This is a genomic window from Kitasatospora sp. NPDC029367 (assembly GCF_055569135.1).
In genome coordinates this window covers 36,477-50,391 of record NZ_JBVHYH010000019.1, presented here as the reverse complement: position 1 = coordinate 50,391, position 13,915 = coordinate 36,477, and the positions used below count along the sequence as shown (strand labels likewise).

At 74.5% G+C, this 13,915-nt stretch carries 4 protein-coding genes; all 4 read left to right on the top strand.

Going from position 1 to position 13,915, the window contains the following annotated elements:
• Nucleotides 1-180: 180 nt before the first annotated feature.
• The 4 genes from ACZ4W5_RS13340 (at nt 181) to ACZ4W5_RS13325 (ending at nt 13,904) form a co-directional block, all read left to right on the top strand.
• The gene (locus ACZ4W5_RS13340) at nt 181-1,623 is read left to right on the top strand and encodes a helix-turn-helix domain-containing protein (RefSeq protein WP_465654291.1); all 1,443 of its coding nucleotides are present in this window, start codon (nt 181-183) and stop codon (nt 1,621-1,623) included.
• 264 nt (nt 1,624-1,887) lie between these two features.
• Nucleotides 1,888-2,760, top strand: coding sequence for a sterol desaturase family protein (locus tag ACZ4W5_RS13335; protein WP_465654394.1), 873 nt, complete (start codon nt 1,888-1,890; stop codon nt 2,758-2,760).
• A 202-nt stretch (nt 2,761-2,962) separates the two neighbouring features.
• Nucleotides 2,963-12,223, top strand: a complete 9,261-nt coding sequence (locus tag ACZ4W5_RS13330) for a non-ribosomal peptide synthetase/type I polyketide synthase (protein ID WP_465654289.1) — start codon at nt 2,963-2,965, stop codon at nt 12,221-12,223.
• Complete coding sequence (locus ACZ4W5_RS13325; protein ID WP_465654287.1) at nt 12,213-13,904, top strand: phytoene desaturase family protein; 1,692 nt, start codon at nt 12,213-12,215, stop codon at nt 13,902-13,904. Before ACZ4W5_RS13330 ends, ACZ4W5_RS13325 begins: the two co-directional genes overlap by 11 nt.
• Nucleotides 13,905-13,915 lie beyond the last annotated feature (11 nt).

The window sequence follows — 13,915 nt, the reverse complement described above, 5'->3', positions numbered from 1 at the left end:
AGGCTCTGCATAGGGTTGGCAAATTCCGTCAAGGTGCGGGTGCCGTTTCGCGTCAAGCTGGGCTTTCCCACCAGTGGTTGAGACCACCTCATGTACGGGACGGGGAGCCATCGAGTACCGTCCTCCTCGTCGGACTCGTCCCAGGGCCCCGCGTCGGGGGCGTACAGGGGGAGGACAGCCGTGCACCGGAACCGTTCGGCCCAGGCCCCGCCCCCGGACGTCCAGCAGGCGGGCGCCTGGCGGGAGTTCGGCGCCCGGCTGCGGCACTGGCGGCGCCGGGCCGGACTCACCCAGGCACAGCTCGGCGCCGGGATCGGCTACGACCACACCGCGGTCAGCAAGATCGAGCACGGTTCCCGTCGGGTCGCCCCCAGGATGGCCGAGCGGATCGACGAACTGCTGAATGCAGGCGGGGAGTTGGTGGCGGCCTGCCTGCACGCCGAGACCGCCGGACTGCCGCTGCCGGCCCCCTTCGCCCCCGGCCTGCTCCGGCCGCCGCTGCCCGGCGGGGTGCCGGACGGGCCCGCGTCCGCTCGCGGGTCCGCTCCCGGGTCCGTTCCCGTCGACCCGGTCCTGCTCGCCCCGGCCCGACTGCCGGACTACGGACTGCTCTGCCCGCTGCATGACGCCGAGGGCTGCGCCGTCCCGCCGCCGGACGAACTCGCCCTGCTGTACGACGAGTTCCGTACCGCCGACCCGGCCACCGCGCCGCCGCTGGACGCCGCCACCGCGCACGCCCTGGCCGGGCTGCTCGCCGCCCAGCTGCGGGCCGCCGAGACCGGCGCCCTGGCCGGGCTGGTCGCCGCCGTCGAACGCACCCTGCACGTGGTGCTCGCCCGGCTGGCCGTCGCGCCTGCCGCCCGGCGCCGTCCGCTGGCCCGGCTGGCCGCCGAACACGCCCATGCCGCCGGGGCGTTGCGGATGCAGGACGGCCGCAACGCCACCGCCATGGCCTGCTTCGACCGGGCGCTCACCTGGGCCGGGCTGGCCGGGGACCGGGCCACCCAGGTCGGCACGCTCAGCGACCTCAGCATCCTGGCCCGGCTGGACGGTGACCCGGTGGCCGCGCTCGGCTACGCCCGGGAGATCGACCGGGTCGCCCCGGAGCGGCCCTGGGCGGGGGCGATGGGCCGGATCAGTCGGGCCCGGGCCCGGGCCCTGACCGGGGACGTGCGCGGCACCGTCCGCGACATCGCGCTGGCCCGGGCGGACCTGGAGCACATCGACGCCCGGGACGAGGCGGACGTGCCGTGGCTGTCCATCGCCTCGATGCGGCTGCGGGTGGAGTCCGCCGCTGCCGCCGCGCTGCGCGACCTCGCCGCCGCGGTGGACGATCCCCGGCTGGCCCGGCGGGCGCTGGCGGCCACCGAGACCGCGCTCGGGCTGCTCGGTCCGACCCAGCTGCCGTCCAGCCGGCTGCTGTTCACCGTCCGGGCGGCCGACTGCCACGCCTGCGCGCACGATCCGCGGACGGCCGTGGACCTGCTGGCGCCCGCCCTGGAGTCGGTGCCGGTGGCCGCGTTGCCCGCGCTGGTCGGGCACGAGCTGCGCGGCCTGCGCGAGCGCCTCGCGCGGTACGGGCCGCGGACCGCCGACCGGTTGGCGGAGCTGGCCGGGTCCTGAGCCCCCGGCGGCCCCTCCATCCCCCTCCACCCCCCGCCGAGCGCCGGAGGGGGCGTGGGTGGCGGACCGTACGGGTATCGCGCGCGCCGTACTCCGGCCTATTCCGCCCCGCCCCCGATTGCGCCCCGTTCACGCCCTCAATTGGTCAACTTCGTGTGCAGATCTTCCGCCGATCGGGTTATTCATGGCGTTAACACGTCGAATGACTGACCCCGTCAGCGTCTCCCGCTAGAGTCTCTGACGTTTCCGTTCGTTGGTCCGCGAATAACTAGGGGGAGCGTGCTGTCCGCCATCGCACGCCGGCTCGCCCATCCGCTGCTGCTCCTGGGGGTGTTGTGCACTGCCGTCGCGACACTGCGCTTCCACTGGGCGCCCGACCAGGTCTCCCCGCTCCTGCTGATCGCCGTCATCTGCTACCTGGCGGTGCTGGAACGGGTGATCCCGTACCGGACCGACTGGCATCCGAGCGGGCGTGAACTGCGGTGGTACGGCGTGTACTTCGCGCTGAGCATGGTGGGCGGCGGGCTGGCCCAGGGGTTGGTGTCCGCCCTGGTGGTGGCGCTCGGGCCGGCTCGTCCGGCGCTGCCCTTCGCGCTGGAGATCCCGCTCGCCCTGCTGATCGGCTCGCTCGGGGACTACCTGGTGCACCGCTGGTCGCACCGCAACCGCTGGCTCTGGCGGTTGCACGGCGTGCACCACGTGCCGGACAAGGTGAACGTCGCCAACAACGGCGTCAACCACTTCCTGGACGTGCTGTTCGCCCAGTCCGTGGTCCAACTTCTGCTGGCGATGATCGGATTCTCGGCGGATTCAGTGTTCGTGGTCGGAATATTCGTGATGGCGCAGGGGTATTTCGTCCACGCCAACATCGACGTCCGGATCGGCTGGCTGGGCCACGTCCTGGCCGGCCCGGAACTCCACCGCCTGCACCACAGCACCGACCTCGCCGAAGCCGGCCACTACGCCTCCGACCTGTCGCTGTGGGACCACGTGTTCGGGAGCTTCACCTGGCGGCCCGGTCGGATCCCGGAAGCCGTCGGCCTCACCGACCCGGCCGCGTTCCCGACCACCGGAGAACTCGGCGCCACCCTGCTGCACCCCTGGCGCCGGATGAAGACCACCGAGCAGTCCGTCTGACACCCACCGGCCCGGACCGTCGGGCCGGCCCGACGAGTCCCCGCCCGAAGAGTTCCGCCTCCGACGAGTTCCCGCCTCACGAGTTCCGCCCTTCGACGAGTCCCCGCCCGACGACTCGCCGACCCGTTCCGTTCCGACCGGTCCCCGGCAGCCGTCCCTGCCCGTGCCCGCGCCGTCCCCGCCACCACCCTCGGATAGGACCATGACCACCTCGCCCTTCGCCGTGCCCTGCGAACGGATCGCGATCACCGGCATCGGCTGCCGCCTGCCGGGACACGCCAACGACCACCGGACCTACTGGCGCAACCTGATCGAGGGCCGGGACTGTCTCACCGACACCCCCGCCGACCGGTACGACACCGGCACCCTGGGCAGTCGGGACCGCGCCAAGCCGGGGCGGCTGATCGGCGGCCGGGGCGGCTACATCGACGGCTTCGACACCTTCGACCCCGCCTTCTTCGGGATCAGCCCCCGCGAGGCCGCCCATATGGACCCGCAGCAGCGCAAGCTCCTGGAGGTGAGCTGGGAGGCGCTGGAGGACGGCGGGCTGCGCCCCGGCACGCTGGCCGGGCGGGACGTCGGCGTCTACATGGGCGCCTTCACCCTGGACTGGAAGATCCTCCAGTTCGCCGACCTGGACTTCACCACCATCGCCGCGCACACCGCCACCGGCACCATGATGACGATGGTGTCCAACCGGATCTCGCACTGCTTCGACTTCCGCGGCCCCAGCGTCTCGATCGACACCGCGTGCAGCTCCTCCCTGGTCGCGGTCCACCTGGCCTGCCAGAGCCTGCTCCGCGGCGAGACCGAACTCGCCCTGGCCGGCGGCGCCCTGCTGCACATGGCGCCGCAGTACACCATCGCCGAGACCAAGGGCGGCTTCCTCTCCGCCGACGGCCGCTCGCGCGCCTTCGACGCCTCCGCCGACGGCTACGTGCGGGCCGAGGGGGTCGGCGTGGTGGTGCTCAAGCGGCTCTCCGACGCGCTGCGCGACGGCGACCCGGTGCACGCCGTGATCCTCGGCACCGGCGTCAACCAGGACGGCCGCACCAACGGCATCACCGTCCCCAGCGCGGACGCCCAGGCCGCCCTGATCGAACGGGTCTGCGCCGGTGCCGGGGTGCAGCCCGGCAGCCTCCAGTACGTCGAGGCGCACGGCACCTCCACCCCGGTCGGCGACCCGATCGAGGCGGCCGCGCTCGGCCGGGTGCTCGGCATCGGCCGCCGCGAGGGGGAGCGCTGCTACGTCGGCTCGGTGAAGACCAACATCGGGCACACCGAGGCCGCCGCCGGGGTCGCCGGGCTGATCAAGACCGCGCTCGCCCTGCGGCACCGCCGGATCCCGCCGCACCTCAACCTGGAGCGGCCCAACCCGGCCATCGACCTGGCCGCGCTGCCCTTCGACATCCCGACCGCCCCGGTGGACTGGCCCGAGCACCAGGGGCCGGCCCGCGCGGGCGTCAACTCCTTCGGCTTCGGCGGCACCAACGCCCACGTCCTGCTGGAGGAACCGCCGCCGCCCGCCCCCGTCGCCCTCGCCCGGCGACCGGCCGTCACGGTGCTGCCGCTGAGCACCCGGGACGCCGCCGGACTGCCCGAACTCGCCGCCGCCGTACGTCAGGAGCTCACCGCGGGCGCCTGCCCGACGGACCTCGGCCACACCCTGGCGCACCGCCGCGAGCACCTGCCCGAGCGACTCGCCGTGGTGCACACCGGGCCCGCCGACCTGGCCGAGGCGCTGGCCGCCCACGAACGCGGCGAGGCCCACCCCCGGGTCGTCCGGGGCCTGGCCCGGGAGCGCGAACAGCGGCGCCTGGCCTGGGTGTTCACCGGCATGGGCCCGCAGTGGTGGGGGATGGGCCGGGGCCTGTACGAGAGCGAACCGGTCTACCGGGAGGCCGTCCGGGCGGTGGACGCCGAGATCCGCGCCCAGGCCGGCTGGTCCCTGCTGGAGGAACTCGACCGGGACGAGGCCGACTCCCGGATGGCCGCGACCTGGCTCGCCCAGCCCGCCAACTTCGCCGTCCAGCTGGGGCTCTCGGCGCTCTGGCACAGCCACGGCGTGCACCCCGACGCGGTGGTGGGCCACAGCACCGGGGAGGTCGCCGCCTTCCACGAGGCCGGGGTCTACGACCTGGCCGACGCCGTCCGGGTGGTGCTCGCCCGCAGCTCGCTCCAGCAGCGGCTGGCCGGGACGGGCTCGATGCTCGCCGTCGGCCTGCCGGAGGCCGAGGCGGAGCGGCGGATCCGCCCCTACCGCGACCTGGTCTCGCTCGGCGCCGTCAACAGCCCCTCCGCGGTGACCCTCGCCGGGGACACCGAGGCGCTGCGCGAACTGGCCGCGGAGCTCGAACAGCAGGGTGTCTTCGCCCGCCTGCTGGACGTCGAAGTCCCCTACCACAGCGTGCGGATGGACCCGATCCGGGCCGAACTGACCGCCGCCCTGGCCGGGATCAAGCCGCAGCGGGCCCGGCTGCCGCTCCACCTCACCGCCCGCGAGGGCCTCGCCCTGGGGCCCGAACTGGACGCCGGGTACTGGTGGGAGAACGTCCGCCACCCGGTGCGCTTCCGGGCCGCCGTCGAGCGGATGGCCGAGGACGGGCTCCGGCTGTTCCTGGAGATCGGCCCGCACCCGGTGCTCGGCCACGCGATCCGCGAGTGCACCGAGCAGGCGCACACCCTGCCGTCGATCCGCCGGCAGCAGGACGAACCCGAGCGCATCGCCCGCACCCTCGCCGAACTCCACACCCTCGGCATCGAGTTGAACTGGGACGCGCTGCACCCGGCCGGGCGCCCGGTGCCGCTGCCCGGCTACCCGTGGCGGCGCGAGCGCCACTGGGCCGAGCCCAGGCCGGTCGAGCAGGTCCGGCTCGGGCAGCTCGACCACCCGCTGCTCGGCCGCCGCACCGCCGCCGCCCAACCCACCTGGACCACCGCGCTCGACCCCGAGCGGCTGCCCTACCTGGACGACCACCGGATCGAGGGCCGGGCGGTCTTCCCCGCCGCCGGGTACCTGGAGATGGCCGCCCAGGCCGTCCGCGCGCTGACCGGCGGCAGCCAGGTCGTCCTGGCCGAGGTCGAACTGCACCGGGCGCTGTTCCTCTCCGACACCGAACCCGTCCCCGTCCAACTCGGCTACGCCCCCGAGGACGCCCGCTTCACCATCGCCGCCACCCCGGCCGACGGCGAACCCACCGTGCACGCCGGCGGCCGGGTCCGCACCGGCCAGCGCCGCTCCTACGGCCCCGCCGCCGACCTCGACGCGCTGCGCGGGCGCGGGCAGCACCTCGACGGCCCGGACTGCTACCGGCGCCTGGCCGAGCGCGGCTACGACTACGGGCCGGCCTTCCGCGCCGTCGCCGAGGTCTGGACCGGGCCCGGCGAGGCGCTCGCCCGGATCCGCCCCACCGAACGGCTCGGCCCGGGCGCCGCCGACCACCAGCTCCACCCGGTGCTGCTCGACGCCTGCTTCCAGACCCTGCTCACCACCCGGCTGCACGCCCCCGAGGACGGCAGCGTCCGGCTGCCCGTCTCGATCGAGGAGGTCCGGCTCGACGCCATCGGCGACCGCCCGATCTGGGCGCACGCCACCGTCACCCGGGAGAGCGCCGAGGAACTCGTCGGCGACCTCGCCCTGTACGCCGAGGACGGCACCCCACTCGGCCGGATCACCGGCTTCAAGGCGGCCGACGTCGCCCGGGCGGCCGCCTCGGTCGGCCTGGCCACCATCGACGGCTGGCTCACCGAACTCGCCTGGCAGGACGCCCCGGCCGCGCCGCAGGACGCCCCCACCGGCGACCTGCTGCTGTTCGCCGACGCCGGCGGCCTCGCCGAACGGCTGGCCGCCCTGGCCGCCGGGTGCGGCGCCCGCTGCCACCTCGTCCGGCCCGGCAGCTGGTACGCCACCGGGGACGGCGGGACCACCGTACGGCCCGACTCCACCGAGGACCTCGAGCGGCTGTTCGCCGAACTGGACCCGGCCCACCGGACCGTCGTCCACCTGTGGAACCTCGACCTGCCCGCCCTCGACGACCTCGACCCCGGCGACCCCGGGCAGCTCGACCGGCTCGCCACCCACGGCGCCTACTCGCTGGTCACCCTCGCCCGGGCGCTGTCCACCGCCCGCCCCGACAGCCGGCTGCACATCGTCACCCGCGGCACCCAGGCCACCGGCCCGCAGGACCGGGTCGAACCGCTCGGCGCCCCCGCCTGGGGCATCGGCAGGGTGCTCTGGCAGCAGGAACTCGTCACCCAGCGCGGCAGCCTGATCGACCTGGACCCGGCCCGGCCGGCCGCCGACCAGGCCGCGGACCTGCTCGCCGAACTCGCCGCCGACCGCCCGGCCGACGCCGAACAGGAACTCGCCCTACGGGCCGGGCGCCGACTCACCAGCCGACTGCGCCCGGCCGAGGGCCTCACCCGGCCGCTGCCGCCGGTGCTGCGCCCGGACGGCTGCTACCTGGTCACCGGCGCGTTCGGCGCGCTCGGCCGGCTGCTCTGCCGCACCCTGGTGCGGCGCGGCGCCCGGCGGCTGGTCCTGGTAGGCCGCACCGCCCTGCCGCCGCGCGCAGACTGGCACGCCGTCGACCCCACGACACCCGCCGGGGAGCGGATCGCCTTCCTGCGCGAACTGGAGGCGCTCGGCGCCGAACCGTTGATCGCCGCGGTGGACGTCACCGACGGGACGGCCCTCGCGGCCTGGCTCGCCGACCACCGCCGCCGCCAACTCCCGCCGATCCGCGGGGTGTTCCACCTCGCCGGACAGGTCAGGGACACCCTGCTGGCACAGATGGACCGGCCCGCCTTCGACGCCGGGTACGCCCCCAAGGTGGCCGGCGCCCAGCTGCTGCACCGGCTGCTCGCCGACGAACCGCTCGACCACTTCGTGCTGTTCGCCTCCGTCGCCTCGCTGCTCACCACCGCCGGACAGACCAACTACGCGGCCGGCAACGCCTTCCTGGACGCCCTCGCCCACCACCGCCGGGCCCAGGGCCGGCCCGCGCTCAGCCTGGACTGGGGGCCCTGGGCCACCGGCATGATCGAGGAACTCGGCCTGGTCGCCCACTACCGCGACGCCCGCGGCATGAGCTCGCTGCCCCCGGAGGCCGGCACCGCCGTCCTGGAGCGCGTCCTCGGACAGGACCACGCCCAGCTGCTGGTCGCCACCGTCGTCGACTGGCCCACCTTCCTCGCCTGGTACCCCGCCCTGCCGGCCCTGGTCGCCGAGCTCGCGGCCGGCGCCGCCGAACAGGCCCCGGCCGAGACCGGCGGCTTCCTGGACGGCTACCGCGCCGCCGACCCGCGGACCCGCCGGCAGCTGGTCGCCGACCGGTTCACCGCGGCCGCCGCCGCCGTGCTGCGCACCGCCGCCGAGCGGATCACCCCCGACACCCGACTCGGCGCCCACGGCCTGGACTCGCTGCTCGCGATGGAGCTGCGCGCCCGGGTGCACGGCGAACTCGGCGTCGCCCTGCCGGTGGTGGCGCTGCTCAGCAACGGCAGCGTGGCCGACCTGGTCGAGCTGCTCACCGCCGGCCTGGCCGAACAGCTCGCCGCCGAGGGCGGCCCGGAGCACGCCGAGGTCGAACTCCACACCGACGAGGCCCGCTACCCGCTCACCCACAACCAGCAGGCCCTGTGGTTCCTGCGCCAGCTCCACCCGGACGGCTTCGCGTACAACATCGGCGGCGCGGTCGAGGTGCGCGCCGAACTCGACCCGGAGCTGATGTTCACCGCCTTCGCCTTCCTGGTCGCCCGGCACCCCGGACTGCGCGCCGCCTTCACCGCCGAGGAGGGCCGCCCCGTCCAGCGGATCCGCACCGAAGCCGTCGCCGACACCGCGCTGTTCGACGTCGAGGGCCGCCCCTGGGAGGAGATCCACGCGCTGATCGTCCGCGAGTACCGGCGGCCGTACGACCTGGCCGAGGACCCACTGGTGCGGCTGCGGCTGTTCCGGCGCGGACCGGACCGCTGGGTGCTGATGAAGGCCGTCCACCACATCGTCTCGGACGCCATCTCCACCTTCACCTTCATCGAGGAGCTGTTCGAGGTCTACCAGGCGCTGCGCAGCGGCCGCACCCCCGAACTGCCCCCGGTGGCCGCCCGCTACCTGGACTTCCTCAACCACCAGAACCGGTTCCTGGCCGGGCCGCAGGCGCAGCGGATGCTCGACTACTGGCGCGGCCACCTGCCCGCCGAGATGCCGGTGCTGGCGCTGCCCACCGACAAGCCGCGCCCGGCCGTGCAGACCCACAACGGGGCCTCCGAGTTCTTCCGGATCGACGAGGAACTGACCGGCCGGGTGCACGAGTTGGCCCGGGCGCACGGCGCCACCCCGTTCATGGTGCTGCTCGGCGCCTACTACCTGCTGCTGCACCGGTGGTCCGGGCAGCCGGACATCGTGGTCGGCAGCCCCGTCACCGGCCGCACCCAGGAGGAGTTCGCCTCCGTCTACGGCTACTTCGTCAACCCGCTGCCGCTGCACGTGAGCCTGGCCGGGGAGCCGACCGTCACCGAACTGCTGGCCCGGGTGCGGGAGAGCGTGCTCGGCGGGCTGGACAACCAGGAGTACCCCTTCCCGCTGCTGGTCGAGCAGTTGGGCCTCCAGCACGACCCGAGCCGCTCCGCGGTGTTCCAGGCGATGTTCATCCTGCTCACCCACAAGGTCGCCGTGGAGCGCTTCGGCTACCGCCTGGAGTACATCGAACTCCCCGAGGAGGAAGGGCAGTTCGACCTCACTCTGTCCGCCTACGAGGACCGCGCGGACGGCTGCTTCCACTGCGTCTTCAAGTACAACTCCGACCTCTTCGAGCCCGGTACGGTGCAGCGCCTCGCCGCCCACTACCGCAACCTGCTGGACGCCATGACCCGGGCCCCGGAGGGCGAGCCGGTCGGCCGGCTGCGGATGCTGGACGCGGCCGAACGGCGGCTCGTGCTGGAGGAGTTCAGCGGCGCCGCCCGGCGGATCGACCACGACGTGCCGCTGCCCGAGCTGATCGCCAAGGCCGCCGCCGAGCACCCGGAGGCCATCGCGGTGGTCGCCCCGGGCCGGGACGCCGTCCGGCGGCTGAGCTACGGCGAACTGGACCGGCGCTCCCAGCGCGCCACCGCCAGGCTGCGCGAACTCGGCGCCGGTGAGGGCTCGGTGGTCGCGGTCTGCCTGGACAAGTCGCCCGAGCTGGTCACCACTCTGCTGGCGGTCTGGCGGGCCGGCGCCGCCTACCTGCCGCTCGACCCCGGGCACCCGGCGGACCGGCTGGCGCACCAGCTGGCCGACGCCGGAGCGGCCCTGGTCGTGGTCGACGAGCGGTACCGGGCCGCCGCCGACCTGCCCGCCCGGCCGGTCACCCCGGCCGACCTGGACCGGCCCGCCGGCGCTGGCGGGCCGCTGCCCGCCGCCGACCCGGACCGGCCCGCGTACCTGATCCACACCTCCGGCTCCACCGGGCGGCCCAAGGGCGTGCTGGTCCAGCACCGCCAGCTGGCCGCCGCCACGGCGGGCTGGCGGGCCGAGTACCGCCTGGACACCGAGGCCCGGGTGCACCTCCAGATGGCCGGCACCGCCTTCGACGTGTTCACCGGCGACCTCGCCCGGGCCCTCGGCACCGGCGGCACCCTCGTCCTGGTCGACCGCGAACTGCTCTTCGACACCGCCCGGCTGTACCGGGTGATGCGCGAAGAGGCCGTGGACTGCGGCGAGTTCGTGCCCGCCGTGGCCCGCGCCCTGCTGGCCCACTGCGAACGCGAAGGCCTGCGGCTGGACTTCCTGCGGCTGCTGGTGGTCGGCTCCGACTCCTGGAAGGCCGCCGAACACCACCGGCTGCGCGCGCTGTGCGGCCCGGCCACCCGGCTGGTCAACTCCTACGGCCTGACCGAGGCCACCGTGGACAGCAGCTACTACGAGGGCGACGCCGAGGAGCTGGAAGCGGGCCGGATGGTCCCGATCGGGCGGCCCTTCCCGAACAGCGAGCTGTACGTCCTGGACCGCTACGGCGAGCCCGTCCCCGCCGGGGTGCCCGGCGAACTGTGGATCGGCGGCGCGGGCGTCGCGGTCGGCTACCCGAACGACCCGGTCCAGACCGAACAGCGGTTCCGGGTCCTGGACCTGGACGGCACGCCCCGGCGGCTCTACCGCACCGGTGACCTCGGCCGCTGGGACACCGCCGGCACCGCCCACCTGCTCGGCCGGATCGACAACCAGGTCAAGGTGCGCGGCCACCGGATCGAGCCGGGCGAGATCGAGGCCCACCTCACCGCCCGGCCCGAGGTCGCCGAGGCCTGTGTGACGGTCCGCCAGGACGGCGCGGGCGAGGCCGCCCTGGCCGCCTACCTGGTGCCCGCCGAGGGTGTCACGCTCGACCGCCGCGAACTGCGCCGCCACCTCGCCGAACACCTGCCTACCGTGATGATCCCCTCCTACCTCACCGAACTGCCCGCCCTGCCGCTCACCCCGAACGGCAAGGTCGACCTCGCCGCCCTGCCCGAGCCCGCCGCCGACACCGGCGGCGCGCGCCACGAACCGCCCGTCACCCTCTACGAGCAGCGGGTCGCCGCGCACTGGCAGCAGCTGCTCGGGGTGCCCGAAGTCGGCCTCCAGCACGACTTCTTCGAGCTCGGCGGCAGCTCCATCCGGCTGATCGAGCTGATCCACCACCTGCAGACCGAGTTCAACATCAGCATCCCGGTCGGCCTGCTGTTCAAGGTCACCACCCTGCACGGCATGGCCCGCACCGTCGAGCAGATCATCACCGGCGAGGTGGCCGGCGGCCAGCCCCACCTGTGGTTCAACGCCGAAGCGCCCGAAGGCCGTACGGTCTTCTGCTTCCCGCCCGCGGGCGGCCACGGACTGGTCTACCGGCAGCTCGCCGCCGCCCTGCCCGGCCACCGGATCGCCGCCTTCAACTACCTGACCGGCGACGACAAGACCGAGCGCTACGCCGACCTGGTCGAGGAACTGCACCCGGCCGGTCCGTACCGGCTGCTCGGCTACTCGCTCGGCGGCAACCTCGCCTTCGAGGTGGCCAAGGAGCTGGAACGGCGCGGGAGCACCGTCGAATCGGTGCTGCTGGTGGACGCCTACCGGGTCCTGGACGCCTTCGACCTGGGCGAGGAGCACGTGGCCGTCTTCGAGCGGGAGCTCCGGGACCACCTGCACCGCCACACCGGCTCCCGGATCGTCGCCCAGGAGACCCTGCAACAGGCCAGGGACTACCTGGAGTTCTGCAGCCGGACCCCCAACACCGGCAGCGTCCGGGCCCGGCTGGACGTGGTCTGCGAGCGCGACCGGCTGAGCGTCCACACCGGCGGCGAACCCGGCTCCTGGCACGGCGCCTCCACCACCGGAACCGCCGTGCACGCCGGCCACGGCAGCCACGCCGAGATGCTGGACGGCGAGTTCGCCGCCCGCAACGCGGAACTGGCCGCCGCCGTCCTGGCCGGAGGCACCGCCGATGGCCGCTGACCGCGGGCCGGACTGGCCCCGCCGGGAGCGCACCGCCGCCGGCCCGCCCCGGGTGATCGTGATCGGGGCCGGCCTGGCCGGCCTCGCCACCGGCTGCTACGCGCAGATGAGCGGGCTGGAGACCCGGATCCTGGAGAAGCACGTGCTGCCCGGCGGCTGCTGCACCGCGTGGTCCCGGCAGGGCTACCTCTTCGACTACTGCATCGACTGGCTGATCGGTACCGCCGAGGGCACCGGCGCCCACCAGGTCTGGCGCGAACTCGGTGCCCTGGACGGCAAGTCGGTGACCCACTTCGACACCTTCAACCGGGTCGTCGACGAGCACGGCCGGGCCGTCACCTTCCACACCGACCCGGACCGCCTGGAGGCCCACCTGCTGGCCCTCGCCCCCGGCGACGCCGCACCGATCCGGGCCTTCTGCCGCGACCTGCGCCGCTTCGTCGCCCTCGACCTGCCCTGGGACCTCACCCCGCCGCCGCTGCGCAGCACCGCCGAACGGCTGCGCACCCTGCGCACCGTGCTGCCCGCCTTCCGGCTGTTCTGGCGCACCGCGGCCACCCCGATGAGCCGGTTCGCCGAGCGCTTCCAGGACCCCCTGCTGCGCCGGGCCTTCCCCACCATGTTCCTCCAGGAACCGGCCGGCTTCCCGCTGCTGCCCTACCTCTACACCCTGGCGGCCGCCCACACCGGCAACGCGGGCTTCCCGCAAGGCGGTTCACTCGGGCTGGCCCGCTCGGTGGAGCAGCGGTACACCCGGCTCGGCGGGATGATCGACTACCGCTGCCGGGTGGACCGGATCCTGATCGAGGAGGACCGCGCCGTCGGCGTCGAACTGCGGGACGGCACCCGGTACTTCGCCGACCACGTGGTGGCCGCCTGCGACGGACCGACGGTGCTCGACCGGCTGCTGCGCGGCCGCTACTCCAGCCCCGTCACCGACCGGCTGTACGGCGAGCTGCTGGAGAAGCCCGGCAACCTCTACCCGGCGGTGGTCTCCGCCTTCGTCGGACTGGACGGGCCGCTGCCCGAGGGCGAACCGCACTGCACCACCTACCTGTTGAGCCCGGCGGACGCCGCCCGGCTGCCCGGTTCGCTCCAGCGGAGCCTGGTGGTGCAGCTGCGCTCGAACTACGCGGAGGGCTTCGCGCCGCCCGGCAAGTCCGTGCTGCACTGCACCTACTTCAGCGACTACCGGTCCTGGAAGGAGCTGCGGATCCGCGACCGCCGGGCCTACCGGGCGCGCAAGCAGGAAGTCGCCGCGTTCGTCCGGGAGTTCCTGGACCGCGTCCACCCCGGGCTCGGCGCCCGGATCGAACTGGTCGACGTCGCCTCGCCGGTGACCACCGAGCGGTTCACCGGCAACACCGGCGGCTCCATCCTCGCCTGGCAGGCCTTCTCCGAGGCCGAGGACGCCGCCAACCGCCTGGTCAACCGGGACCGGATGCGCCTGCCCGGCCTGGCCGGATTCTCCATGGCCGGCCAGTGGGCCTCGCTCGGCGGCCTGATCCGGGCCGCCACCAGCGGCCGGTACGCCGCCCAGTACCTGTGCCGGGAGCTCGGCCGGCCGTTCCGGGCCTGGCCCAGCGACGACCGCGAACCCTGGCACCCGGGCAAGTGGGGCCGGCTGCCGCAACTCGACCGGGCCACCGTCGGAGCACCGGACCGGGGAGCGGCCGAATGAGCGGCAGGCAG

Bases quoted from the DNA above. Each gene is read 5' to 3' on its own strand.
- ACZ4W5_RS13330 (WP_465654289.1), top strand. From the start codon at position 2,963: ATGACCACCTCGCCCTTCGCCGTGCCCTGCGAACGGATCGCGATCACC.
- ACZ4W5_RS13325 (WP_465654287.1), top strand. From the start codon at position 12,213: ATGGCCGCTGACCGCGGGCCGGACTGGCCCCGCCGGGAGCGCACCGCC.